This window comes from Streptomyces sp. NPDC036815 (genome assembly GCF_055609205.1).
The window spans coordinates 13614-39802 of the sequence record NZ_JBVJPW010000015.1 but is presented as its reverse complement, the minus strand read 5'-3'; the positions used below and the strand labels follow the sequence as shown (position 1 = coordinate 39802).

Annotated in this window: 18 protein-coding genes; 6 read left to right on the top strand and 12 right to left on the bottom strand. The window is 73.0% G+C overall.

Translation table 11 applies throughout. The annotated features are described in order from the left end of the window. Positions 1-7: 7 nt before the first annotated feature. The 3 genes from ACZ69I_RS26760 to ACZ69I_RS26750 all read right to left on the bottom strand — a co-directional run bounded on the left by ACZ69I_RS26760 (position 8) and on the right by ACZ69I_RS26750 (position 8376). The gene (locus tag ACZ69I_RS26760; RefSeq protein WP_470835144.1) at positions 8-2581 is read right to left on the bottom strand and encodes an NACHT domain-containing protein; all 2574 of its coding nucleotides are present in this window, start codon (positions 2579-2581) and stop codon (positions 8-10) included. A 65-nt stretch (positions 2582-2646) separates the two neighbouring features. Continuing rightward, entirely contained in the window at positions 2647-5208 is a 2562-nt protein-coding gene (locus tag ACZ69I_RS26755; protein ID WP_470835142.1) for an NACHT domain-containing protein, read from the bottom strand. A 39-nt stretch (positions 5209-5247) separates the two neighbouring features. Next, positions 5248-8376: an NACHT domain-containing protein gene (locus tag ACZ69I_RS26750; protein WP_470835141.1), complete on the bottom strand. Its 3129-nt coding sequence runs from the start codon at positions 8374-8376 to the stop codon at positions 5248-5250. 508 nt (positions 8377-8884) lie between these two features. Here ACZ69I_RS26750 and ACZ69I_RS26745 point away from each other — a divergent pair. Continuing rightward, positions 8885-9562 (top strand): M23 family metallopeptidase, encoded by a 678-nt coding sequence (locus ACZ69I_RS26745; RefSeq protein ID WP_470835139.1) that lies wholly within the window; start codon positions 8885-8887, stop codon positions 9560-9562. A 13-nt stretch (positions 9563-9575) separates the two neighbouring features. Here ACZ69I_RS26745 and ACZ69I_RS26740 read toward each other — a convergent pair whose 3' ends face one another. Continuing rightward, positions 9576-10175 carry a TetR/AcrR family transcriptional regulator gene (locus ACZ69I_RS26740; protein ID WP_470835137.1) on the bottom strand — a complete coding sequence of 200 codons (600 nt, stop codon included), beginning with the start codon at positions 10173-10175 and terminating at the stop codon, positions 9576-9578. Between the two features lie 161 nt (positions 10176-10336). Between ACZ69I_RS26740 and ACZ69I_RS26735 the strand changes: the two genes are divergently transcribed. Continuing rightward, the gene (locus tag ACZ69I_RS26735; protein ID WP_470835136.1) at positions 10337-11965 is read left to right on the top strand and encodes an MDR family MFS transporter; all 1629 of its coding nucleotides are present in this window, start codon (positions 10337-10339) and stop codon (positions 11963-11965) included. 109 nt (positions 11966-12074) lie between these two features. Here the strand turns inward: ACZ69I_RS26735 and cseC are convergent, their stop codons facing one another. The 5 genes from cseC to ACZ69I_RS26710 form a co-directional block, all read right to left on the bottom strand. Continuing rightward, positions 12075-13508, bottom strand: a complete 1434-nt coding sequence (cseC, locus tag ACZ69I_RS26730; protein WP_470835135.1) for a two-component system sensor histidine kinase CseC — start codon at positions 13506-13508, stop codon at positions 12075-12077. A 43-nt stretch (positions 13509-13551) separates the two neighbouring features. Further along, the gene (cseB, locus tag ACZ69I_RS26725) at positions 13552-14265 is read right to left on the bottom strand and encodes a two-component system response regulator CseB (protein WP_470835134.1); all 714 of its coding nucleotides are present in this window, start codon (positions 14263-14265) and stop codon (positions 13552-13554) included. A gap of 70 nt (positions 14266-14335) precedes the next feature. Continuing rightward, positions 14336-14980 (bottom strand): hypothetical protein, encoded by a 645-nt coding sequence (locus ACZ69I_RS26720; protein WP_470835132.1) that lies wholly within the window; start codon positions 14978-14980, stop codon positions 14336-14338. Beyond that, positions 14968-15507, bottom strand: coding sequence for a SigE family RNA polymerase sigma factor (locus ACZ69I_RS26715; RefSeq protein WP_055567865.1), 540 nt, complete (start codon positions 15505-15507; stop codon positions 14968-14970). Before ACZ69I_RS26715 ends, ACZ69I_RS26720 begins: the two co-directional genes overlap by 13 nt. A 247-nt stretch (positions 15508-15754) precedes the next feature. Then, positions 15755-16750 (bottom strand): HhH-GPD family protein, encoded by a 996-nt coding sequence (locus ACZ69I_RS26710; RefSeq protein WP_470835131.1) that lies wholly within the window; start codon positions 16748-16750, stop codon positions 15755-15757. 264 nt (positions 16751-17014) lie between these two features. Between ACZ69I_RS26710 and ACZ69I_RS26705 the strand changes: the two genes are divergently transcribed. Together ACZ69I_RS26705 and ACZ69I_RS26700 are read left to right on the top strand one after the other, a co-directional pair. Next, on the top strand, positions 17015-18688 hold the full coding sequence (locus ACZ69I_RS26705) for a sensor histidine kinase (protein WP_470835129.1): 1674 nt from the start codon (positions 17015-17017) through the stop codon (positions 18686-18688). Between the two features lie 14 nt (positions 18689-18702). Then, positions 18703-19443, top strand: coding sequence for a response regulator transcription factor (locus ACZ69I_RS26700; RefSeq protein ID WP_470835127.1), 741 nt, complete (start codon positions 18703-18705; stop codon positions 19441-19443). 34 nt (positions 19444-19477) lie between these two features. On the opposite strand, the gene ACZ69I_RS26695 is transcribed toward ACZ69I_RS26700, so the two are convergent. After that, complete coding sequence (locus ACZ69I_RS26695; RefSeq protein WP_470835126.1) at positions 19478-20236, bottom strand: phosphatase PAP2 family protein; 759 nt, start codon at positions 20234-20236, stop codon at positions 19478-19480. A gap of 214 nt (positions 20237-20450) precedes the next feature. Here ACZ69I_RS26695 and ACZ69I_RS26690 point away from each other — a divergent pair, with 214 nt between their 5' ends. Beyond that, positions 20451-21293: a hypothetical protein gene (locus ACZ69I_RS26690; protein ID WP_470835124.1), complete on the top strand. Its 843-nt coding sequence runs from the start codon at positions 20451-20453 to the stop codon at positions 21291-21293. 152 nt (positions 21294-21445) lie between these two features. Here ACZ69I_RS26690 and disA read toward each other — a convergent pair whose 3' ends face one another. After that, complete coding sequence (gene disA, locus ACZ69I_RS26685) at positions 21446-22570, bottom strand: DNA integrity scanning diadenylate cyclase DisA (RefSeq protein WP_467673950.1); 1125 nt, start codon at positions 22568-22570, stop codon at positions 21446-21448. A gap of 102 nt (positions 22571-22672) precedes the next feature. Further along, a complete protein-coding gene (gene radA, locus ACZ69I_RS26680; RefSeq protein WP_470835123.1) occupies positions 22673-24082 on the bottom strand; it encodes a DNA repair protein RadA in 1410 nt (469 codons plus the stop codon). A 188-nt stretch (positions 24083-24270) separates the two neighbouring features. Here radA and ACZ69I_RS26675 point away from each other — a divergent pair, with 188 nt between their 5' ends. Beyond that, positions 24271-26139 carry a BACON domain-containing protein gene (locus ACZ69I_RS26675; protein ID WP_470835121.1) on the top strand — a complete coding sequence of 623 codons (1869 nt, stop codon included), beginning with the start codon at positions 24271-24273 and terminating at the stop codon, positions 26137-26139. The last annotated feature ends 50 nt before the right edge of the window (positions 26140-26189 follow it).

Genomic DNA, 26189 nt, shown 5'->3' with positions numbered 1-26189 from the left:
GTGGCACTCAGGCCGTGATCGTGACGCCCTCCGGCACGTTCCGTACGCGCGGCAGGCGCGGGTTGACGCGCAGGACCCGCAGGTGGGGGAAGTGCGCAAGCCACGCCATGTCCGGGTCGGGCAGCTCGGCGTTGACCCACAGGTGCGTGAGCCGGTCGGGGACCAGGCCGGACAGGAGCTCGTCGGTGCGCATGATGCCGGCCACCTGGATGCGCGGCCGCCCGCCGAGCCCCCGTAGCGCCGCGAGTTCGGCCGCGTCGGAGACGGGGAAGTACAGGCCCTCGGGACCGAGGTGGGCGATGATCTCGCGCGCGTACCGCTCGGTGTCGAAGTGCCGCCAGGGGCGGGCCAGTTCCGTGCGGATGGCAAGCGACGAGCGGGTGCGCAGCCGGGCGAGGTAGTCGATCGCCGCGTCGTCCTGGACGCGGGTCGCGGTGATGGCGAGGAGCAGCGCCTGCTGGTCGCCGGGGACCTGCTCGGGGTCCGGCAGCTGTTCCAGGACGATGGGGCCCACCCAGCCGAGGCTGCGGGCGCCCTGCTCGGTGGTGGGGCGCAGGAGGTTCTTCGTGCGCCGGTGCACGAGCTCCTGCATCGCCGGGTCCAGCTCGCTGACGTGTTCCAGGCAGGCGGCGGCCATCAGGCGCCGGTGGTTGACGTGCGGCCTGCGCAGGCCGGGGGCGGCGGCGAGCAGGCGCTCCAGGAATCCGGCGCACTCGTCGGGGCGGGCGTGGGCGGCGGCCATGCGGATGACCTCCTCCCACTCCGGCTGGTGGGCGTGGTCCACCAGGGTGTGCAGGTGGCCGCGGGCCACGATCTCCTTGGCGGCCAGGTAGTCCTGGAAGGTCCGGTGGATGAAGTCGACGGAGACGCCCGCCTGTTCGCGCAGCAGGCCGGTGCGGTGCAGCAGGTGGCGGAAGATCTTCTCGCCGTCGCCCGCGGCGCGGGCCGACGGTATGGCGGGCAGCGCCCTGTCGAGGACCTCGACGACGCGGCGGCGCGGCAGCTCCGAGAGCCCTTCCGCGAGCATGGCGTGCGCGAGCTTGCGAAGGAGCAGTTCGCGGGCGCCCTGCTGCAGGCGCACGTCGTCCGCGTACAGCACGTCGCGTTCGGGGTCGCGGCGCTGCAGGAGCATCTCCAGGGCGGCGTCATAGAGCTCCTTGCGGCCCTTGGGCAGCGAGCCGGAGCGGTCGCGGTTGAGGGCGCATATCAGCCCGCACATCAGCGGGTTGGTGGCGAGCTGGCGCAGCTCGCGGTAGATCCGTACGGAGTGCAGGAGGCGCTGTTCGTACTCCTTGAGGTCCTCGCGGTCCGGCTGCTCCCCGTACTGGTCGTCGCCCATCGCGGCGGTGTGCCAGTCGCGGATGAAGCGGGTGACCTGGTCGCGGGACATGGGGGCCAGGGACAGTTCGGTGAAGCCCTCCTCGGCGAGGCGCTCCTGGGAGAGCCAGCCGTCCTCCACGGCGGAGGGGCGCGAGGTGACCAGGCAGGCGGTGCCGGAGAAGATGCGCAGGAGCCTGCGGAGCTGGTCGCGCAGGGCGCCGCGGGTCTCCTCGGGGGCCTCGTCGATGCCGTCCACGAGGAGCAGGGCCCGGCCCGCGAGGAGCGTGCGCACGACCCATCCCTCGGGCGCCTGGTCCGCCAGCGGGTGCCGTACGGCGCGCAGGAAGTCGTCCGGGGCGGGGAAACCCTCGCGGGCGAAGCGGCGGACCGGCAGGACGAAGGGCACCCGGGCGCCCTCGTGTGCGGCGGCCACGGCGAGCCACTGCACGAGGGTCGTCTTGCCGGAGCCCGCGACGCCGCGCAGCAGGACCCGCTCGTGGCCCTCCAGGGCCCGGTCGGCGAGGAGCACCGTGCGCTGCTGCCCGCCCGTCACGGGCGGCCCGCCGGTGTTCTCCTCGGCCTGGAGGCTGAGGTAGGTGTCCTCCAGGGGCCAGCGGTCGGGCGCGTTCGCGAAGTCGACGCCGACGATGGTCAGCCAGCCGTGCTGGCGCACGACTTCTTGCGCGTACGCGGCCTCGAAGTCGGCGTCCTCCCGGGAGGGTTCGGGCCGGCGGACCGCCGCGGCCGCCTCGGCGTCGCTCAGGTCGACGAGCTGCCGGATGCGGCTGGCGCGCTCGGCCAGGTGCCGCTGGATGTACGGGGAGCGGCGCACGAGGTGGTGCAGGACGTGCAGGCAGACGGCGACGAGCAGTTCGTCGTGGAACCAGGCGGCGCCGGGGCTCAGGCGCCGGTCGGCGCCCTGGACGGCGCCGCGCAGCCGCCGGGCGTAGTCCTGCGGGCCCAGGCGCACGGCGTCTGCGTCGGTGAGGTCGAGCTCCCCGACGGCGAGCAGCGTGCGGGTCAGGACGTCGGCCACCTCGGGCAGCTCGCGGGTGGGCGTGGAGTGCGTCTCGGCGGCGAGCTGGATGAACTCGGCGGCGGTGCGGTGCACTTCGTCCGGGTCGGCCGGGGCGTCGGGACCCCGCCAGGTGGCGATGGCGGCGATCAGGTCGGGGCCCTTGGGAGGCCGGGGCGGGACGCGGAACAGCCGTCGCACGAGGGGTGCGGACAGGGCCGAAGGGGTGCGTACTACGGGCTCCATGGGCATCGGGGTCCCTGGGTCGGGTCGTGCCGTAGTCGGGTCTTGCCTCAGAGGCCAAGCGTAGGTCAAGTGTCGGTGGCGGCAGGGCAGTTGAGCCGTACGCCCGGCGGTATCTGCTGCGCGACCGTGACGCTCACCTCGGTTTCCACCTCGACCTCGGCGAGGCGGGGGAAGCCGGAGAGCCAGCCGAGCCCTTCGACGGGGTGGGGCGCGTCCAGGGCGATGCGGGTGAGCTGCTCGGGCACGAGGAGCTCGACGAGGTCCTCGACACGGTAGGCGCCGACGACCTGGATGCTCGGCCAGCCGCCGATGGAACGCAGCGCGCGGAGGTCCTCGGGGCCGTGCACGGGGACCATGGGCCGCCGGGTGAGGTGCGTCAGGACCTCCCGCAGGTAGAGCTCGCGGTCGAAGACCGACCAGGCCGCCGCGAGGACCAGCTGGACCTTGTGGTCCGGGTGGCCGCGGAAGCACGTCAGGTAGTTCAGCGCGGCCGGGGTGCCGACCTTGGCGGCGACCAGCGGTACCAGATAGGCGCGGTCGCCGTTGACCTGCTCGGGCTCGGGCAGCAGGTCGAGCGCCAGATCGCGGCCCACCTCGGCCAGGTCGAAGGCCTCGCGCTCCGACTGCGGCGGCACCAGGGCCCGCAGACCCTCCTCCACCATCTCCCGCACCGCCGGTGCCACCTCCGCCGCGTAGGGCAGCGAGGCCGCCGCGAGCAGTCTGCCCCGCGCGGTGTCCCGCTCCATGAGGCGCCGCAGCATCTGCTCCGCCTCCCTCGGCCGCGCGTGCGCGACGGCCAGCAGGATGACGTCCTCCCACTCCGCCCGGTCCGCGTGGTCGAGGAGCAGGTCGAAGTCCAGCTCCTGCACGGCGAGACGGGAGCCCAGATAGTCCTGGAAGGTGCGGTGCAGGAAGTCCACGCGGCCGTCGGCGGGCTCGCGCAGCAGGCCCGAGCGCAGCAGCAGCGAGTCGTAGATGTCCTCGCCGCCGCCGTCGAGGCCCATCGAGGGCGCGGCGTCACCGAGGATGTGCACGGCGTCCGAACGGTCCATCTCCGCACGGCTGTTGCGGATCAGCCACCACGCGAGCTTCTGGAGCAGATGCACCTGGGTGGCGAAGGAGAGGCGCGCGTCGTACGAGGGGTGGAGTCCCCGCTCGACGTCCCGGCGCTCCAGGAGCATCGTCAGGGCGGCCTGGTACAGCGACTTCCTGTCCTGCGGAAGGAAACCGCGCCGGTCCCGGTGCAGGGCGCAGAGCATGCCGCACATCAGCGGGTTCGTGGCGAGCCGGTTCAGTTCGGCGGCCTTGCGCACCGTGCGCAGCATGGCGGCGCCGACCTGCTCGTCGGCCCCGGCGGCGTGGTGCCAGCGCCGGACGAACGTGGCGACGTCGTCGTGGGCCATCGGGGAGAGCGTGAGCTCCGCGAAGCCGGTCGCGTCCAGCCACTTGTCCGGGACGGCGGAGGGGCGCGTCGTGACGAGCCACAGATTGCCCGGGAACGTACGCGTGAGGTCCCGCAGCCACCGCCGGGCCGCCGTACGCCGGTCCTCGGAGATCTCGTCCATCCCGTCGACGAGCAGCACGCCGCGCTGCGCCCGCAGCACCCGCTCCACCCAGCCCGCGGGCTGCTCCCCGGCGACGAGGCACCCGACCGCCGTCAGGAACTCGCTCGGCAGGGGCAGTTCGACGCCCGGCCGCACGATCCGCCGCATCGGCAGCACGAACGGCACGCGTCCGATGAGATGACTCAGCCCGTGCGCGTACGTCCGGTCGGCCGCCGTGACCGCGAGCCACTGCACGAGCGTGGTCTTCCCCGACCCCGCGACGCCGCGCAGCAGCACGTGGTCGTGCTGGGCGAGAACCCGCTCGGCGGCGACCCGGGCCCCGCCCTCCTCCGGCCGCTCCCGGGTCGCCTCCAGGCTCAGATAGGCGGCGTCCAGCGGCCACTCGCTGGTCCCGGCGTAGACGTCGAGCCCGTAGATGGTGAGCGTGCCGTGCCGCTCCGCGATGTAGTCCGCGTACCGCGCCTCGAACCCGGCGTCCTCGCTCGACTGCGAAGGCAGCCGTTCGAGCAGCACGTCGACGGCGTTGACGAGCCGCGCGAGCTGCTGGCTCTGCGCGGTCTGCTGCCGGGCGATGTAGGTGGAGCGCTGCGTGAAGAAGTTCAGGATGTGCAGGGACGCGGTGTGCAGCAGCCGCTCGTAGAACAGCTCGGCGTCGGCACTGAGCCGGATGATGGAGACCGAGATGCTGGCCCGCTCCCGCAGCTTGCGGGCGAATTCCTCGGGCCCGAGGGCGACGGCTTCGAAGTCGTCGATGGTGAGGGTGCCGAGGGCGCTCAGCGAGAGCGCGAGAGCGTTCCTGACGGCCACGGCCTCGACGGCCTCCACGGGCCGCTCGCCGGGCCCGGCCGCCTTCAACGCCCTGCGGACGAGCTCGTCCGCGACCTTCTCGACGTCCTTCGGGGTGACGTCGCGCTTCTCGCCCTTGAACGACACGAGCGCGGAGATCCGCACGGGCTTGGCGACGAGCCCCGCGCCGGGCTGCTCCTTCACGAAGAGCTTCTTCACGAGCGGCGCGACGGCGCTGGACGCGAGTCGGGCACCTAGGGCTGCGGGGTCGACCATGTGTTGAGGGTAGGGCAACGGGCGCTTTTTCAGGGGGAGTTACGTGGTGAGCGGGGAGTGCCGTCGGACGGCGGTGGGGCCGTAGACGTGTACGTCGATGTGGGTGGGCATGGTGTCCAGGCCTACCGCCACGGCGGGGACCGTCAGTTCCGACAGGGCCGGGTGGTGGGCCAGGGCGGAGACATCGAGGGGGGCGTGCCGGTCGGGGCTGCCCTGGGGAGGTTTCTGCAGGAACAGACGCTTGAGCCCCGGTGCGAGCGTGCACAGGCGGGAGGCGGCCGCCGGCCACGACGGGTCGGGGACGAGTTGCAGGTCGACCAGGCCGGGCAGGGCCAGGTCCGACGGGGCGAGCGTGAGGGCGTGCGCCGGCAGGTGCAGGGCGAGGGGTCCTGGGAGGGCGGCGAACACCTCCCAGTCCGTCGCGGACAGCGGGTCGTCGTCGCCGAAGGTCACCCGCTCCAGCGTCGGCCACCGGGTCGCGAGGTACAGGTCGGCGAGGGAGGCCCGGGAGTCCACGAGGCCGAGGAACCGCAGGGGGGCCTCGGCGGGGAACGGCGCCAGGCTCCACGGCTCGTACGCGCCGACGACGCTGAGCCCGTCGAGGTGGTCCAGGGCGCTCAGGGCCTCCGCTGTCAGCAGGGCCGGCGGGAACCTGTTGAGCAGGAGGAAGGTGGGCGCGCAGGCCGCTATGAAGCGGGAGGCGACCTCGGGGGTGACTCCCGGCCTGATGTCCAGTCTCCGCGGGCGCAGGCCCAGCCGTTCGAGCTCGGCGATGTGCTCGTCGGTGCGCAGGGTGAAGTGCATGTCGGTGCCGTCGAGCCGGGCGATGATCTGCTCGGCGTACGCACGGCGGTCGTACCGTTGCCACCCCCACATCAGCTGGCTGCGGACCCCGAGACTCCGGTGCCGGGCGAACCGGGTGAGGAAGGGGATCGCCGCGTCGGAGTCCACGCGCGTCCCGGTGATCGTCACGTGCGTGGCCTCGTCGTCGGTCAGGCCGTCCGGGCCCGGCAGCAGGTCGAGCACCATCGGACCGACCTTCGCCAGCGCCTTCGCGTCCGTCACGTCATGCGGCGGGATCAGCGCCGCCGTCCGCCGCTCCACCTCCTCCCGCACCGCGGGCGCCAGCTCCGCCGCATGTTCCAGACAGGCCGCCGCCAGGAGATGGATTCGCCTGCGGGCCCGCTCCTGCGGGTGACGGTCCCCGTGCGCGAGCAAGTCGCCCAGGATCTCCGCCCGTTCGCGCGGCCGCGCCTGCGCCACCGCCATGCGGATGACGTCCTCCCACTGGTCGTCCGCCGCATGCCGGGCCAGGACTCCGAAGTCGCCCTCGTCGACCGCCGCCCGCGCCCCCAGGAAGTCCTGAAACGTGCGGTGGACGAAGTCGACCGTGTCCGGGCCCGGTTCGCGGAGCAGGCCGCTGCGCTGCAGGAAATGGGTGTAGACCGCCCCCGCGTCCCCGAGCGGGGCGAGCTCCGGCACCGCGGGGAGCGCGTGCGCGATGATGGACTCCGCCCGCGAACGGTCCATCACCGTACGGCCGTTGCGGATCATCCAGTACGCGAGCCGCTGCAGGAGCTGCACCTGCGGCTCCTCCCGCAACTCCGGCACCGCCATATGGCGTTCCCTGTCCCGGCGTACGAGCAGCATGGAGAGGGCCGCCGTGTAGAGGTCCTTGCGGCCCAGCGGCAGGAAGCCCCGCCGGTCCCTGTGCAGCGCGCAGATCAGGCCGCACAGGAGGGGGTTGGTGGCCAGCCGTCCCAGATCCGGCTTCGAGCGGACCGCCTCCAGGAGCTGCGCCTCGTACCCGGCGAGCGCGGCGTCCTCCTCCGGGACCCCGGTGGCCGCCGCCGTGTGCCACCGCTCGATGAACGCCGCCACCTCCGCCTTCCGCATCGCGGAGAGCGTCAGTTCCGTGAAGCCCTCCTCGGTGAGCCAGTCCCCCCGTACGGCCGAAGGGCGCGACGTCACCAGCCACCGGTTGCCGGGGAACGCGTCGATGAGGTCGCTCAGCCAGGCCCGGGTCCGCTCGCGTTCGGCGTCCGGGACTTCGTCGATGCCGTCGATCAGGACGAGGGCGCGGCCCGCCGTCAGGACCCGCGCCTCCCACCCGCGGGGCTGGGTGCCCGCCAGCGGACAGCCGACGGCGGCGAGGAAGTCCGCAGGCGCGGGCAGCCGCTCGCCGTGGCGGGTGAGGGTGCGCAGGGGGAGTACGTAGGGGACGCGGTCGGCCAGGTAGGCCATGGGCAGGGGCGGGGCGGAGGGGTCGGTGACGTCGCGGCGGGTCGCGCTCACCGCCAGCCACTGCACGAGCGTGGTCTTGCCGGAGCCCGCCTCGCCCCGCAGGAGGACCCGGTCGTGGGAGGCGAGGGCCTGGTCCGCGGGGAGCGGGGGCGTGCGCTCGGCGACCTCCACCTGTCCCGCGGAGTCGAAGCGGATCGTCTCCCCGCCTCCCGGCGCCTCCGCCTCCAGCGACATGTACGCCGCGTCCAGCGGCCACTTCCCCGGCGAGCCCGCCAGATCGATGCCGAAGATCGTCAGCTTGCTGTGCTTCTTCGCGACGTACGAGAGGTAGCGCCGCTCGAAGGCGAGGTCCTCCGCACCCGCGGTCGGCCTGCGGGCGATCAACTCGTCGACCTTCGCGATCAGTTCGTCCTGGCCCCGGCCCTGCGCGACCAGGGTCGCCGCCACGAACGTGGACCGCTGGGTGAAGAACTGCAGGATGTGCAGGCAGGCCCACTCGGTGACCGAGTCGAGGTAGCGGGCGGCGTCCTGGGACAGCCCGGCGGCGAGGGGTGAGCCCGCGGCGCGCAGGAGGTCGCGGGCCAGCTTCCGGTGGCCGAGGCGGACCGCCTGGACGTCGTCCATGTCCAGGTCGCCGAGCGCGAGCAGGACCCGGGCCAGGGCGTCGATGACCGCCTCGTCCTCGTCCGGCGGGAAGGCGCGCTCACCGGGGGAGGCGAGGGACTGCCCCACAAGCCGCTCCGCGAGACGGCGCACGTCCCGCTTGCCGAGCGTGCGCTTCTCGCCCTTGAACGACACCAGCGCCGACAGCCGGACCGGCTTCTCCACCAGCCCCGCCCCCGGCCCCTCCCGCACGAACAGCCTCTTGATCAACGGGGTGATGGCGCCGGACGCCAGGCGGGTGCCGATGACCGCGGGATCCATGGGCGTGAGCGTAGCCCCGGTCACATTCGCGGCGGGGCGGATCCCGTGAGCCGGTGACATGGCGCACAGGACCTACGTCACGTACTAGCCGGAATAGTCGACGCCGGGGGACGCGCGCTCGGGACCTTCGGCCCGCGGGTCCCGGGACTTACGTCGCGTCCCGGCGGGGGCGGCCCGTACCCGGTGGGGTGCGGAGTCCGGGGTCCGCCCGACGTGCGGTTAAACCGGCGCTACGGCCGAACATGCCGCTATCGGGCCAAGGAGGAATTGTCCGGATTTCGACGTCTCAAGGGGACTAAATGCTGCCGGACTTCTACTGCTTCGGGTAGTAGAAGGGGGGTTTGAGCATCCGTGGGGGCGGGGGTTACCAAGGGATGGCCGACCCGGCGAAGCGCGGTCCACGGGGCCGTGGGTGACCCACCCGCCCCCTTCCGCCCGCCGGGTCCGTTCATGCCCCCCTCGGTCGTCGCGTCAGGCGTCGCCGTCGTACACCCCGGAGGACATCCTCATGCTCAAGCGCACCCAGTCTCCCCGCCCCGGCTCCTCGTTCCTCGGCGCCCGTGTGGCCGTGCTCGCCCTCGGCATCGGAGCGTCGGCGGTCCTCGGCGGTGGGGTCTCGGTCGCCGCAGGGGAGACGAAGAGCGGCGGCGCGCTGCCCGGCGTCACCGTGAACCCGGTCAAGGCGCAGGCCGACGCGCAGGCCAAGAAGGCCGACGCCCAGGCGAAGAAGGCCGCCGACGCCAAGAAGGCCGCGGCCGCGCAGGCCGCCGCCTGGATCGACCCGGTCAAGAACTACACGCTCTCCGCGAGCTTCGGCCTCGGCGGCAGCATGTGGTCCCACAAGCACTCCGGCCAGGACTTCGCCGTGCCGGTCGGCACCCCGGTCTCCTCCGTGCACGGCGGCACCGTCGTCAAGGCCGGCCCGAACGGCGCCGGTGACGGCCCCGCGTACGGCAACGCCGTCGTGATCAAGCACAGCAACGGCACGTTCTCGCAGTACGCGCACCTCTCGAAGATCGACGTCCGGGTCGGCCAGAACGTCGGCACCGGCCAGCACATCGCCGCCTCCGGCAACACCGGCAACTCCAGCGGCCCGCACCTGCACTTCGAGATCCGCACGACCCCGAACTACGGCACGGCCGTCGACCCGGTCGCCTTCCTCCACTCGGTGGGCGTGAAGGTCTGACCCCAGCGGCGGACTAGGCGCCGGTGTGCGCCCGCGTCACCAGATCGATGGCGACCTCCAGGATGGCCTTGCGCTTCTCCTCGGGGTCGCCTTCGGCGTCCTTGAGCACGAACATCCCGCCGTGCATGGTGAAGAGCGCGCTGAAGCAGCGCACCTGGTCGGCCATCGGGGCGTCCGGGTCCTTGAGGATCTCGTAGAGCCCGAGCATGCGGTCCTTGAAGCTCTCGCCCGTCTTCAGGTCGCGCATCGTGGCCTGGTTCTCCTGCATGAAGCGGAAGAGCGGTGCCGCGTCGACGAGGATCGCGCTGTAGCGGCGCAGGGTCTGCTGCTTGACCTCCAGGGAGACCGGCCGCGGCTGCTCGTGGCCCCAGGCGATCAGCTCGTCGATGGGCCTCGTGAGGTCATCGAAGATGCTGGTCAGGATGTCTTCCTTGGTCTTGAAGTGGTAGTACAGCGCCGCCTTCGTGACCTCCAGGCGCTCCGAGATCTCCCGCAGGGACGTCTTCTCGTACCCCTGCTCGGCGAAGAGTTCGAGGGCCACGTCCTGGATGCGCTGGCGGGTGTTCCCGCGGCGCTGCTGCTTGCCCGTGCCTGTGCCCGTGCCCGTGCCCATCGGGTTGCTCCTCGACTCCACTGAACTTCCGTTGAACTTACTTGACGCCCGGCTAGTTACGGGTCTACCTTCCCTCAGTGTAGACAGCTAGCCGGGCGGCAAGTAAGTGCCAGGGGTCCCGGAGGTCCGGAACTGTGCGGGGAGTACGGGGAGTGGGGAACATGTCAGAGAAGACCAAGGGGAAGCCGGGGGCTCCGGTGAAGGCCGAGCCACAGCCGCGCAGCGTGCGCGTCGTGCTGATGGCCCTGATGATCACGATGCTGCTCGCGATGCTCGACAACATGATCGTGGGCCCCGCGATGCCGACCATCGTCGGCGACCTCGGCGGCATGGAACACCTGTCGTGGGTCGTGACCGCCTACACCCTGGCCACCGCCGCCTCCACCCCCATCTGGGGCAAGATCGGCGACATGTACGGGCGCAAGGGCTCCTTCCTCACCGCCATCGTCATCTTCCTCGCAGGATCCGTGCTCAGCGGCATGGCGCAGGGCATGGGACAGCTCATCGGCTTCCGCGCGATCCAGGGGCTCGGCGCGGGCGGACTGATGGTCGGCGTCATGGCGATCATCGGTGACCTGGTGCCGCCGCGGGACCGCGGCAAGTACATGGGCATGATGACCGGCGTCATGGCGGTCGCGATGATCGGCGGCCCGCTGGTCGGCGGCTCCATCACCGACCACCTCGGCTGGCGCTGGGCCTTCTACATCAACCTGCCGCTCGGCGCCGTCGCCCTCGCCATGGTGACCTCCGTCCTGCACCTGCCGAAGAAGAAGGCGCAGGGACGCATCGACTACCTCGGCGCGGCCCTGCTCACCGTGGGCATCAGCGCGCTCGTGCTGGTCACCACGTGGGGCGGCTCGGAGTACGCCTGGGACTCGGCCGTGATCATGGAGCTCATCGGCATCGGCGTCGCCTCGCTCGTCGGCTTCCTCTTCGTACAGAAGAAGGCTGCCGAACCGATTCTGCCGCTGCACATCTTCCACAGCCGCAACTTCTCGCTGATGGCCGTGATCGGCTTCATCACCGGCTTCGTGATGTTCGGCGCGATGCTCTTCCTGCCGCTCTACCAGCAGTCGGTGCAGGGGGCCTCGGCGACCAACTCCGGTCTGCTGCTCCTGCCGATGCTGCTCTCGATGATGGCCGTCTCGATGGTCGCGGGCCGGGTCACCACCGCCACCGGCAAGTACCGGGTCTTCCCGATCGTCGGCACCGTCCTGATGGTCACCGGCTTCTTCCTGCTGTCGCAGATGGACACCGGCACCTCGCGCCTCACCTCGGGCCTCTACATGGCCGTGCTCGGCGCCGGCATGGGCTTCCTGATGCAGATCACCATGCTGGTCGCGCAGAACAGCGTCGAGATGAAGGACATGGGCGTCGCCTCGTCCTCGGCCACGCTCTTCCGCACGCTCGGCTCCTCCTTCGGTGTCGCGATCATGGGCGCGCTCTTCAACAACCGCGTCCACGACGTGATGGCCGACCGCGCCGGAGCCCTCGGCGGCAAGGTCACCGAGACGTCGGCGCAGCTGGACGCGGCGAGCCTCGCCAAGCTGCCGGCACCCGTCGTGGACGCCTACCAGCACGCGGTGTCCGCCGGTACGCACTCGGCCTTCCTGCTGGGCGCCGTCATCAGCGTCGTGGCGCTGCTCGCCTCCTTCTTCGTGAAGGAGATCCCGCTGCGCGGCTCGGGACCCGCGGACAAGACCGCGGACAAGGGCCCCGGCGAGACGGCCGGGAACGCGGCAGGGGACTCCGCGCGGGCAGCGGGCAAGACGGTCGTGGAGCCCGTCTGACCCCCTGCCCCGCCCCGGCGGACAACGGCCCCCGGCGCGTCGCGCGCCGGGGGCCGTTGTCGTGGGCGGTACGGGGACGTACCGCAGGCGAGGGGGCGAAGACAGGCTTTCAGAAGCTGTCCGGCAGCTTGAGCACCGGATAGCTGCCCGTGTTCGTGGGCGCGTGCTCCGGCAGCCACAGCACGGCCACCGCGCCCTCGGAGGGCTCGTCGGGCGCCGCACCCGCCGGTCGTACGTTGCGGAAGGTGAGCCGCGCGCCGAGTACCCGCGCCTGGCCCGCCGCGATCGTCAGACCGAGGCCGTGCCCGTGCCCCGCCCGGTCCGTGCTGCCCGTACGGAAGCGGCTCGGCCCCTCGTCCAGGAGCGCCTCGGGGAAACCGGGGCCGTGGTCGCGCACCCGGACCACCCGGCCCTCGACGCTGACCTCGATGGGCGGCTTGCCGTGCTTGGCGGCGTTGGCGACCAGGTTGCCGAGGATGCGCTCCAGACGGCGCGGGTCGGTGGTGACCTCCGACTCGTGCACGACCGTCACCGTGATGTCGGCGGTCAGGATCGCCATGCGCCGGGACACGAACTCGCCGAGCGTGATGTCCTGCAGCTCGGCCCGCTCGGCCGCGGAGTCCAGCCGCGCCACTTCGAGCACGTCCTCGACGAGCGTCCGCATCGCCTGCGCCCGGTCCCTGACCAGCTCGGTCGGACGGCCGGGCGGCAGCAGCTCGGCGGCCGTCAGCAACCCGGTCACCGGCGTGCGCAGCTCGTGCGCGATGTCCGCGGTCACCCGGCGCTCGGCCTCCAGACGCTGCTTGAGCGCGTCGGCCATGGCGTCCACGGCGCGCGCCACGTCGTCGGTCTCGTCCTTCACGACACCGCCGATGGCTTCGCTGACACTCACGTCCGTCCGGCCCTGGGCGACCTCGCTCGCCGCCGTGGCCGCCTTGCGCAGGCGCCGCGACAGCTGGCCGCCGATCAGCACGCCGAGCGCGCAGCCGCCGAAGACGACCGCGATCGAGCCGATGAGCAGGGCCTGGTCGAGGTCCTTCATGACGGTGGCGCTGCGGTCGGTGAAACGGGAGTGCAGGGAGAGGACATGCCCGTCGGCGAGCGGTACGGCGGCCCAGATGTCGGGCGTGCCGTCGGGCTTCTCCTCGACGAAGGTGGCGCGGCGGCCCTTGAGGACCTTCTGCCGCAGCTCCTGCGGCAGCTCGGGATCGTCGACCTTCGTATCGAGCGGCCGGGAGTGCCGCTGGGACGGGGAGGAGTAGAGCCGCAGGGCGATCTGGATGCGCTCGTCCTGGACGTCACGCGAGTTGTCGAGCATCGAGACCCGCGCGGCGTTGTGCACGACCAGGCTCAGCGCGATCGCGACCAGGGCTCCGACCAGCGCGATCGCCGCGGCGATCTTCCAGCGCACGCCCGTGCGCAGGCTCACCCCCGTGCGCAGGCCCAGCCTCGTACGCGGGCCGAGACCCGTACGCGGGCCGAGCCCGGACCCGGACCCGAACCTCTCGCGGATGCGCTCGACCGCCCTGCGCCCCCCGTTCATATGCGCCGTCCCCCGCGTCGTCCCCTGAGTGCCACGCGTCCGTTCACGCCTTGAGCTTGTAGCCGAAGCCACGGACCGTCTCGATGCGGTCCTGGCCCACCTTCGTGCGCAACCGCTGCACGTGGACGTCGACGACACGGGTGTCGCCGCCCCAGCCGTAGTCCCACACGCGCTCCAGGAGCTTGTCGCGGGAGAGGACCGTGCCGGGCGCGGACGAGAATTCCAGCAGCAGGCGCATCTCGGTCGGCGTCAGCGCCACCGGCGCACCGCCTTTGCGCACCTCCATGCCGACCGTGTCGATCTCCAGGTCGCCGAAGTGCAGCACCCCGCCGTCCGTGTCGGCGCCGTCCTCGTGACCGGACCCCGTGGAGCCGGGGCCGCTGGCGTGGCCGAAGCGGCGCAGGACGGCACGGATGCGGGCGACCAGGACGGCGCCGTCGAACGGCTTGGTCACGTAGTCGTCGGCGCCCGCTTCCAGGCCGAGCACGACGTCGATGGAGTCGGCACGCGCCGAGAGCATGATCACCGGGACCGTCGACTCGTCGCGGATGCGGCGGCAGAGCGAGACCCCGTCCAGGCCCGGCACCATCACGTCGAGCAGCGCGATGTCCGGCTGGTCGGCGCGGAACGCCGCCAGGCCCGCGAGGCCGTCGGGCATCGCGGTCACCGCGAAGCCGTCGCGCTCCAGAGCGAGCTGGGTGGCCTCGCGGATGACGTCGTCGTCCTCGACGAACAGGACGTGGGTCTGCTCTGCCATCGGGTGCTCTCAGTCCTTTTCGGTACGGCGTGCGGTGCGGTGCGGCGGGCGGTCGGGCGTCGGCCGTCCGTCAGTCCGCGGACGGCTCGGTCGGCTCGCCACCCACCGCATTGCCGAAGTCGTTGCGCGTACGCCCCGACTCCGTGAAGCGGTTCGACGACCACCGGTAGGTGATCACTTCCTCGCCGGAGGGATAGGCCACCGAATCGCCCGACTCGTACAGCTGCTGCGTCACGACCAGCTCGCCCCGGTCGATCTCGGCGTAGACGGAGGCGGGCTCCTCGGCCTTGAAGACATTCTTGTACTCATCGCCCTGAGCGCGATACACGTAACTGCCGATGCCCACCGCGTCACCGCAGGTCAGCACATTCACGACGACATCGGAGGCCGATCCTCCGGTCAGGTTCCCGTACGACACGTCGACCGGGTACGCCTTCCCCACGCACGGCTTCAGATCACGCTTGATCGCCGGGCTGACCTTCGGGTCCTCCTTGACGAGCCGCACCGCGTCGATCTTCTTCGCCGGCACGGAGGCGGAAGGCGAGGGGGAGGGGGCCGTGGACACCACGGGCTCGCTGCCGGCCGGGCCCTCGTCGCGCGCGCCGGAGCCACCCGTCGCGCAGGCGGAGAGCAAAAGGCCGAGGGCGGCGACCGCAGCCGTCGCCGCGGTCGCCGCCTGGGCGCTTCGTCTGACCCGAGGGCCTAGGCCGCGCAACTCTCCCGCTCCTCACGTTCGAGCGCGCGGGCGTCCAGGTCGCGGCTCTCCAGCTCCTGGCGGAGCCGGGCGAGCGCCCGGTGCAGCGTGCTCTTGACCGTTCCGGCCGACATGCCGAGGGCGGCGGCCGTCTCCTCTGTGGACATCTGCTCCCAGTGTCGCAGCACGACGACGCTGCGTTGCTTGGGAGCGAGCACCTTCATGATGTCCATCAGCAGCGCGCGGTCCGCGTGCTGCTCGGTGGAGTCTTCCACGCTCGCGTCGGGCAGCTGCTCGGTGGGCACTTCCTCCAGCTTGCGGGCCCGCCACCACTCCGTACGCGTGTTGATCATGACGCGGCGCAGATAGGCGTCCGCGAGCCGCTTGTCGGCTATGCCGTCCCAGCGTCCGTACGTCCGCACGAGCGCGGTCTGCAGCAGGTCCTGGGCGTCCACGGGGTCCGGGACCAGGCGCCGGGCACTGCGCAGCAGGGCATCCTGCCGAGTGCGGACGTACTCTTCGAACTCGAGCACCTCGCCGTGCGCCATACCAAACCGCCTCCGTTCCATCCCCATTGCCGACCGCTGTCCCTGCTCCGCGGTACGGGTATGAAGTTACGGAGGCGTTGTCACGAGGTTGTGCGGAGCAGCCAGCGGCGGGCGCACGGCTGTACGTCGGTTGTGTAACAGCCGTCGCACTCCGGTGGATACCTGCGTTTTCCAGGGTCCCCGGCGCCTCGGCCGTGCGGTCGAAGGCGGCCCGGCCGCGCGGTCGGAGGCGAGCGACGGCGGACCGTCAGGTCAGCGGCAGCCGGTACAGACCGTCCGCCATCGGCTCCACCAGACCGTCCGCGACGAGCCCGTCCAGCGCGCGGGCCCGCTGCACGGGCTCACCCCACACCCGGTCGAGCGTGGCCTGCGGCACGGGCTCCACGGCCTCGCGCAGCACGGCGAGCAGCTTGCCCCGCACCTGCCGGTCCGTCCCCGCGTACGTCTGACCGCGGCGGGCGGGCCCCTCGTGCGCGGGCTTGCCCGCCGTGCGCCAGGCGCACTGCGCGGCGATCGGGCACTGCGCGCAGTTCTCGTTCTTGGCGGTGCAGACCAGGGCGCCGAGCTCCATCGAGGCGGCCGCCCAGCGGGACGCGGTGTGCTCGTCCTGCGGCAGCAGGGCGCGGGCGAGCTTGCGCTCGGCCGCGGTCGTCGCGTTCGGCGGGTACTGCACGCCGGTCACGGCCCGCGCGAACACGCGCCGCACGTTCGTGTCGAGCACGGCGTGCCGCTGCCCGTACGCGAACGACGCCACGGCCGCCGCGGTGTACTCCCCGATGCCGGGCAGCGCGAGCAACTGGCCGTGCTGGGTGGGGACGTCGCCGCCGTGCCGCTCCGTTATGGCGACGGCGGCGCCGTGCAGCCGCAGGGCGCGGCGCGGATAGCCGAGCCGGCCCCAGGCGCGGACGGCCTCGCCCGGCGCCTCCTTGGCGAGATCGGCGGGGCGGGGCCAGCGGGCCAGCCACTGTTCGTACACGGGCAGGACGCGGCTGACCGGCGTCTGCTGGAGCATGAACTCACTGACCATCACGCCCCACGGCCCGGCGTCCTCACGACGCCACGGCAGATCACGGGCGTGCGTGTCGAACCACGCGATGACGGGGGTGTGCAGGGCCTCACCGGCGGACTCGGGAACGTCTCCGGAAGCGGAACCGGGACCGTGAGCAGAGCCGTGAGAGGGGCTGGGGACGGGGCCGGGGCCGGGTGCGGGGCCGTTCGGCATGGGCTTCGTGGGCGCAGTCATGGCACATCCGATCCTGCCACGGGCCCGCCGGGCCGCGGGACAACCGCGCGGTTGCCTTCGGGGGTTTTACGGGGTGACACACCCGCCTGCCGCGCCGGACGCGGCGCTCCGGCGGCTCCCGGCCGCCGCTGTCCGGCCCCCTCGCGATGACCTGACGATCGGCAGAGGCGGCGGCGGCCGCACGGCACGTAGCGTCAGTGGGATGGGCGGAACGGGGGAGTGAGGCGAGTGGTGCGAGTGGGAGGGGCGCTCGGAGGAGTGGGCGTGGGCGCGGGGGTGCGGAGACGTACGAGGGGCGTGCTGCTGTGGGCGGCGCTGTCCGTACCCGTCCTGACCGTGAACCGCCTCGGCCTGAACGAACCCCGCCCCGCCGCACAGCAACTCACCGCCCTGGCCGTCCTCGCGGCCGCCACCACCGTCCGGCGCACCCGCCCCCTCCTCGCCTTCGTCCTCGCGGCCGCCCTCGGCCTCCTCACCGCCCCGTCCCTCTTCACCCTCGCTTACGGCCCGGCCCTCGCCCTCCTCGCCCTGCTCCTGGGCCGCCGCGCGGCCCACGCGCGCCCCGCGCTGCTCGTCTTCGCGGGCATCGCCCTCGCGGGCACCGTCAAGATCGCGGTACGGGACGTCGACCCGGCCGTGGAGTGGCTCGTCCTCATGGGGACCCTGCTGTTCGGCGCGGTCTTCCCGTGGCTCGCGGGCCGCTACTGGCGCCAGGGCCGCGAGCTGGCCGCCGCCGGCTGGGCCCGCGCCGACCAGCTGGAGCGCGAGCAGCGCATCGTCGCCGACCGGGCCCGGCTGCGCGAACGGGCCCGCATCGCCCAGGACATGCACGACTCCCTGGGCCACGAGCTGAGCCTGATCGCCGTACGGGCGGGCGCCCTCCAGGTCGCCCCCGACCTGCCGGACCCGCACCGCGAGGCCGCCGCCGACCTGCGTGCCGCCGCCTCACAGGCCACCGACCGGCTGCACGCGATCATCGGCCTGCTCCGCGAGGACGGCGACGAGCAGGCGCCGCTGGCCCCGGCGGGCGAGAGCGTCGGCGCACTCGTGGCCCGCGCGGCGGAGTCGGGCCTGGACATCACGTACACCGACGACGAGCGCCGGCACGGCACACAGGGCGAGGCGGCGCACCGCGACGCGACCCGCGCCACGGTCCACCGCACCGTCCGGGAAGCCCTCACCAACGCCGCACGACACGCCCCGGGCGCCCACGTCGCCGTGACGGTGACGCGCGAGGACCGTGCGACGACGGTCACGGTCACCAACGGGCGCCCCCGCAAGGAGGCTTCACGCCCCCTCCCGTCAGAGGGGGCGCCGCCCGGCTCGGTGCCGCCCGCGCCCGCGTCCGGCGGCGGCTCGGGCCTGCGCGCCCTGCGCGACCACGTCACGGACCTGGGCGGCACCCTCGACGCGGGCCCCCACGGTCACGGCTTCCGGGTCACGGCCCGCCTCCCGGACCGGCGAACCGCCCCCGTGCCGCCCGCGCCCGCCGGGACCCGCATCGCGTACGCCCGGCGCCGCACGGTCCTGGCGTTCGGCGCCGCCGTCACCACGGGTGCGCTGCTCGTCGGGGGAACCTTCGCCTGGTACGCGTACTCGCGCCGGCACTCCGTCCTCACCCCCGCCGACTACGCGCGCCTGCGCGTCGGCGAGAGCCGCGCCGACGCGGAGCGCGTGCTGCCGGACCGGAGCGTCGCCGACCCGCCGGCCGAGCGCGCCCCGACCCCGCCGCCCCCGGCCGCCGACTGCGCGTACTACCGCGCGAGCGGCGAACTCTTCACCGCCGTGACGCACTTCCGGCTCTGCTTCGGGGGCGACGGCACGAAGAACGCCGACCGCCTCGTGGACAAGGCCGTCATCCCCACGGCAGGCGAGGCCGACGAGACCGAGACCGACGAGACCGTCACTGACGAGAAGGACAGGAACCGAGCACGGTGAACGAGGACCCGGATATGAACCTGGACAGGGACGTGGACATCGACAGGCGCGGGAGCGGGGGCGGGCGTGGGGGCGGGGGCGCCGCGGCATCCCCCGCCATCCGCGTCCTGCTGGCCGACGACGAGGCCATGATCCGCGCGGGCGTACGCGCCATCCTCGCCGCGGGCCGGGACATCGAGGTCGTCGCGGAGGCGGGCGACGGCCGCGAGGCGGTGTCGCAGGCGCAGGCCCACCGTCCCGACGTGGCGCTGCTCGACATCCGCATGCCCCGCCTCGACGGCCTCGCCGCGGGGGAGGAGATCGTCCGTACGGTCCCCGGTACGGCGGTCGCGATGCTGACGACGTTCTCCGAGGACGCGTACATCGCGCGCGCCCTGAGCGGCGGGGCCACCGGCTTCCTGCTGAAGTCCGGCGATCCGCACGAACTCATCGCGGGCGTCCGCGCGGTGGCGGGCGGCGCCGCGTTCCTCTCGCCCAAGGTCGCCCGGCACGTCATCGACGGCTTCGGCGCCCGGCGCATGGGCCGCGGCGCCGAGGCCCGGGCCCGCGTCGGGACCCTCGCCCCGCGCGAGCGTGAAGTGCTCGGCCTGGTCGGGGCGGGCCTGTCCAACCCGGAGATCGCGGCCCGGCTGCATCTCGTGGAAGGCACGGTCAAGGCGTACGTGAGCGCGGTCCTCGACCGGCTCGCGGTCAAGAACCGCGTTCAGGCGGCGATCGTCGCGTACGAAGCGGGGCTCGTCCCGGAGACGGACTGACCGGACGGGCCCCGCGGCGGTGTCAGCAGCGGGCTCAGCGCCAGTGGGAGTCGTGCGAGTCGTCGCGGCGGAAGGACATCGTCGGCTGGTCGTAGGCGGCCGGATCGTAGGCGGCCGGATCGTACGCGGCCGGTTCATGAGCCGCGGCCGGAGCGCCGTACGGGGCCGGGGCGGGGGCAGTGGGACGGAAGGGACCCGGGCCCGCGAACCACTTCACGATCCCCGTGGACGACCCGCGCATCGCCAGCGTGACCCGCGCCACCGCGCGCGTGCAGATCCGCACGAGCACGAACACGACCAACGCTCCGAACAGCAGACCCACCACCACGTCGTGCGGGTAGTGCACCCCGACGAAGACCCGCGAGAAGGCCATGAGCACGGCCATCGGCACGGTCAGCGCCGCGATGCGCGGCCACGCGAGCGCGAGGCCGACGGCGGCGGCGCCCGCGATCGTCGAGTGGTTGCTGGGGAAGGACCAGTCGCCGTGCGGCGGGCACTGGACGAGCGGGTTCAGGGCGCCGGTCACCGCCCGGCAGGGCCGCTCCTCGTCGATGGCGGACTTGGCCAACTCGCTGCCCACGTACGCCACCGCGGTGGCGAGGGGAGCGAGCACCGCGATCGCCAGAGCACGGGGTTCCCCGCGCCGGGCGCGCCACCAGGCGACGATGAAGAGCACGCCGAAGAGCAGCAGGCCGAGCTCCGTCCACACCTCGGCGAGGTGCTGGAACCACGACGGCGTGTCGTGGGCGAAGTCGGTGATGTCGCGGTAGAGGTCGTCCGTCATGGTGTCCATGATTGCGGACGGTACGGAGTGGGGCCGAATCGTCACACCTGGCGATCGACCCGTCACAGACCCTGCCGATGGACAGGGGGCTGGGCGGGAAAGTGGGCCCGGGAGGCGGTCGAGGGGGGTTCCGGGCCGGTTCCGGGATGATGATCCGCAAACTTTGTCGCTCAAGGCGGCGGGTGGGGCAGGAGAAGCAGCGGATCTCTCGTAAGGTTTGGGCGTGGGATCTCTGCGCAATCCGGTCGGGCCGCTTCCCTCCACCATCTACTGGCGTCGGAGGGCCGTTCTGCTGTCCGTACTCGGCCTGCTGGTGCTCCTTGTCGTCTGGATCGCCACCTCGGGTGGCGGCGGCGGCAGGAACGACGCCGACGGGCCGGGCGGCAACGGACCCGCCACGTCCATCACCCCCGGCCCCACCGATTCGGGGCCCGCGATCAGCGAACACCCGGGCGGGCGGGACGAGTCGAGCGAGGGCTCAGGCTCCGGCTCGGGCGGTTCCGGCGGATCGGGTTCGGGCGGCTCCGGCGGTTCGGGCGGCGGCTCCGGTGGTTCCGGAGGCTCGGAGGGGTCGTCGGGCGGCGGTTCCGGCGACGACGCCAAGGGCGGGGGCGGCAGCGGTGGCGGCGGCTCGGGCGACCGGCTTCCGGCGGGTTCGCGACTGCCCAACTGCACCGGCGGCGCCGTGAAGTTGAAGGTGCGCAGCGTCAAGAACACGTACGCGATCGGCGAGAAGCCCAAGTTCGAGCTGATCGCGGAGAACAGTGGCGGCAAGGCCTGCAAGGTCGATCTCGGCGGCAAGGGAACCGTGCTGACGATCACTCAGGCGGAGGACGACGACGCGTTCTGGTCCTCGGCCGACTGCCCGTCCGGCAACGGAAGCCTGTTGCTGCGCGTGCCGGCGGACGGACGGGTCACGCACTCGGTGCGGTGGGACCGACGGGCCAGCGAGGAGCAGTGCGCCACGCCTTCGGCGGGGGTGGCGGGGGCGGGGACGTACCTCGTCGAGGCGAAGACGCCGGGGCTGGGGACGGCCCGCACGTCCTTCGTCCTCAAGAAGGACTGACGCGCAAGCGGGCGCCGAGTCCTCATCGAGGGTGGGCGGGTGGGGAACCCGCCGCGGAGCGGCGGGCCACAGAGATCCGGAGCAGGGCGAGCCCTGATCCCCGGGCGCGGAAAAGAAGGCCCGTACCCCGGCCCCCGCCCCCTAGCCGAAGGCTAGACGTACCGCTCCAGGATCGAAGACTCCGCCAACCGCGAAAGCCCCTCCCGCACGCTCCGCGCCCGCGCCTCACCGACGCCGTCCACCGTCTGGAGGTCGTCCACACTGGCGGCGAGCAGCTTCTGCAGGCCGCCGAAGTGTTCGACGAGGCGGTCGATGATCGCGCCGGGCAGGCGGGGCACCTTGGCGAGGAGGCGGAAGCCCCGCGGGGAGACCGCGGAGTCCAGTGCCTCGGGCGAGCCCGTGTAGCCCAGGGCACGCGCGACCGTGGGGAGTTCGAGGAGCTCCGCGTGGGTGAGGGAGTCCAGCTCGGCCAGCGCTTCGTCGACCGTGCGGGACCGCTTGGCCGTGGGCTCGGGCACATAGTCCCGGACGACCAGCTCTCGCTCGGGCTCGACGCCGGCGATCAACTCGTCCAGCTGGAGGGCGAGGAGACGCCCGTCCGTGCCGAGCTCGACCACGTACTCGGCGATCTCCGTGGCGATGCGCCGCACCATTTCGAGGCGCTGGGCGACCGCGGTGACGTCCCGCACCGTCACCAGGTCCTCGATCTCCAGCGCGGAGAGCGTGCCCGCGACCTCGTCGAGGCGGAGCTTGTACCGCTCGAGGGTGGCGAGGGCCTGGTTGGCGCGGGACAGGATCGCCGCCGAGTCCTCCAGGACGCGCCGCTGCCCGTCCACGTACAGCGCGATCAGCCGCATGGACTGGGAGACGGAGACGACGGGGAAGCCGACCTGCTTGCTGACGCGGTCCGCCGTGCGGTGCCGCGTGCCCGTCTCCTCCGTGGGGATCGTCGGGTCCGGCACGAGCTGCACGCCCGCGCGCAGGATCTTGGTGATGTCCTTGTCGAGGACGATGCCGCCGTCGAGCTTGCAGAGCTCGCGCAGGCGCGTCGCCGTGAACTCGACGTCCAGGATGAAACCGCCCGTGCACATCGACTCGACGGTCTTGTCCCAGCCGAGGACGATCAGTCCGCCGGTGTTGCCGCGGAGGATGCGTTCGAGTCCGTCCCGCAGTGCCATACCGGGCGCGACGGCGCTCAGGGAGGCGCGCATCAGCCCATCGGCACCGGAGCTTGAACCCGGCTTGCCGGGAACCGCTGCCCGGTCGTTGGCTGCCACTGCACTCCCTCGGTCGCAGGTTGTCCAAGCCTCTGCCGGCACCTTGTTCCGTACGCGGCCGCATACGGAACTTCGTACGGATGGGCGAGACCAGGGCAAAGTCTACCGGCGCTCTTCGCCCTCTCGTGGGGCCTCTCGGCGACGGGACGCGGGAAGGACGCGGAGGGCGTCCCCCATGTCGGCGACTTCGATGACCTTCATACCGGCGGGAACCCTGCCGGGGTCGGCCGGTACGAGGGCGTGGGTGAAGCCGAGCCGGTGCGCCTCGGCCAGTCTGCGCTGGACGCCGGTGACCCTTCTGACCTCGCCCGCCAGGCCTACTTCTCCGATCGCCACGAGGTTCTTGGGCAGGGGAGTGTCGCTGGCGGCGCTGGCCAGGGCGAGGGCGACCGCGAGGTCCGCGGCGGGCTCGGTGAGCTTCACGCCGCCGACCGTCGCGCTGTAGATGTCGCGCTTGCCGAGGGCCGTGATCCGGCCGCGCTGCTCCAGGACGGCCAGCATCATCGAGACGCGGGAGGTCTCCAGACCGGAGGTGGTGCGCCGGGGGCTCGGGATCTGCGAGTCGACGGTGAGTGCCTGGACCTCGACGACCAGCGGGCGGCGGCCTTCGAGGGTGACGGTCAGGCAGGTGCCGGGGACGGGCTCGGCGCGGCGGGTGAGGAAGAGGCCGCTGGGGTCGGCGAGCCCGGTGATGCCCTCGTCGTGCAGTTCGAAGCAGCCCACCTCGTCCGTCGTCCCGTACCGGTTCTTGACGCCGCGGACGAGGCGCAGGCGCGCGTGCCGGTCGCCCTCGAACTGCAGGACCACGTCGACGAGATGCTCCAGGAGGCGGGGGCCCGCGATAGCGCCGTCCTTGGTGACGTGGCCGACCAGGAGGGTGGCCATGCCGCGCTCCTTGGAGGCGCGGATCAGCGCGCCGGCGACCTCGCGGACCTGCGCCATGCCGCCGGGCGCGCCGTCGATCTCGGGCGAGGCGACCGTCTGGACGGAGTCGAGGATCAGGAGCGAGGGCTTGACGGCGTCCAAGTGGCCGAGAACGGCGGACAGATCGGTCTCCGCCGCCAGGTACAGGTGGTCGTCGATCGCGCCGATGCGGTCGGCGCGCAGCCGGACCTGGCTCGCCGACTCCTCGCCGGTCACGTAGAGCGTGCGGTGCTCCTCGCTCGCCGCCTTGGCCGCGACGTCGAGGAGGAGGGTGGACTTGCCCACGCCCGGTTCGCCCGCGAGGAGCACCACCGCGCCGGGGACGAGGCCGCCGCCGAGCACCCGGTCCAGCTCGGGCACGCAGGTGGAGCGCGCGGTGGCGCGGCGCACGTCGACGTCGCCGATGGGGACGGCGGACGAGGTGACCCGGCCGGGGGCGGTGGTGCGGACCGCGGGCGCGCCGTACTCCTCGACCGTCCCCCAGGCCTGGCACTCGGGGCAGCGGCCGAGCCACTTGGCCGTCTGCCAGCCGCACTCCGTGCAGCGGTAGGACGGCCGGTCCTTGGTGGATTTCGTACGGGCAGCCATGGTCGGAACCGTAGCCGAGCCCACTGACAACGCGGCCCGGCGCCCGCTCCAGCCGCTGCCTCGGCCACCTCGGGGCAACGGAATCAGGAGTTCCTGTCCCCTTTCGAGGGATCTGTTCACCCGTAAGGATTAAATGTGCTCCAGGGGGAAGAAGGGACCTGCATCATCCGCATAACTTCGCACGGGTGATGAGCAGCAGGCCGGAAACTTCCGCGAACGCAACCGGCGCACACCGGGCGCACCGAGACGCGCGCAAGCGCGTGGTGCCCCGCCCCGCGCCCCGGACCGCGCTGCCCGCGCGCTACGAGCCGTTCCTGGACGGCCTGTTCACGTACTGCCTGTCCGTCCTCTGCGACCACGACGCGGCGACCGCGGCCCTGGGGGACGTGCTGCACCTCGCCGAGCGCCGGGGTACGCGCGGCCCGGAAGCGGAAGCCGACCTCAAGGCCTGGCTCTACGCCCTCGCCCGCTGGGTGTGCCTGCGCCGACTGGCCGCGGCCAAACGCGGCGGGGAGGGCCGCCACGCGCAGGGCTCCGGCAAACCGGCGCCCGCGAAGCACGCCTCGGCGACCTCGGCGTCGAGCGGCACCCCTGAATCGAACACCCCCTCGGGCACAGCCCGCTCGGGCACGGCCGCCCCGGGCACGGCCGCCCCGGGCACGGCCGCCCCCAGCACCGCCACCCCGAGCGCACCCACCACCCCCTCCGCCTCCCCGGACGCGTCGGAGGAGACCGCGCGGCAGCACCGCCGTGAACTGGCGCAGCTGGCCTGGCCCGAGGCCGCCGGCACCACCCCCGAGCAGCGCGAGGCCCTCGAACTCGCCGTGCGCCACCAGCTCACCCCTGCCGAGGTCGCCGCCGTCCTCGGCATGGACCTCACCAAGGCCCGCGGCCTGCTCGCCTCCGCCGCCTGCGAGGTGGAGCGGACCCGCGCCGCCCTCGCCGTCGTGGAGACCGGCAGCTGCCCCATCGTGGCCCGCCTCACCGGCGACAACCAGCTGCTGCTCGGCACCGCCCTGCGCCGCGAGCTCGTCCGGCACGTCGACGACTGCCCGCGCTGCCGCCGCACCGCCGAGCGCGCCGGTTCGAGCGCCTGGCCGGGCACGGCCGTCAGCCCGGCCGCGCTCCCCGTCGTCACGGCGCCGCGAGCCGCCCTCCACGTGGCGATGGCGCACGTCCCGCGCGCGCGGGGCGGCGCTCCGCGCTACGACCGGCGCGGCTTCCCGATGGACCCCAAGGACCACGCCGCCCGCCGCGACCGCTTCCGCGCGCGTGCCGTCACGACGACGGTCGTCGCCACCGTGGTGGCCGCCCCCGTGCTCGCCCTCTGGGCCGCCTACCGGGGGGCGCCGCTCACCGGCGAGGGTCACGACGGCCGTTCGGTCACCGCGAGCGAGGACGGCGCCGGAGGCCTCGGCAGCGACCGCGCGCGGGACAGCTACGAGAACGCGGGCAACGCCCGCAAGGGCCCCGAACCCCGCTTCACCGCGGGCAGCCGCTCACCCGACGTCTCCGTGGAGGTCATCAGCGGCGGGTCGTCGTCCCGTTCGACCGGGCCGGGCCGCCTCACCGTGGAGGCGCAGCCCAGCGGCGACACGACACTCATCACATTGACCGCGTCCGGCAGCTCACCGGTGCACTGGTCGGCGAGCGAGAACGCGTACTGGCTCTATCTGAGCCGCTCCTCGGGGACGCTCGCGCCGGGCGAGTCGGTCACCCTCCGGGTGTACGTCGACCACAGCCGCGAGCCGGCGGGACACTGGAGGGCGCGGGTCTCCATCGCCCCTTCCGGAGCGGTCGTCTCGATCGACGGGTACGGGGACGGGCGCCCTCCGGGCCACCCGGGGCCGGGCCCCGGACCGGGGCCGCGGCCCAAGCCCACCGACCCGGGCCCGTCCCACCCGCATCCGACCGACCCGGGCCCCTCGGACCCCGGCCCGTCCGACCCGGGGCCGTCCGACCCCGGGCCCACGCCCGCGCCCTCGGACCCGACGCCCGCACCCTCGGACCCGGGCGACTCGCCGCCGCCGGGCGACGGCGGGCCGAGCCCGAGCTGAGTGCCGTGCAGGACGGCCGGCCCCGGCCCGCCGGGGACCCGGCTCACCGC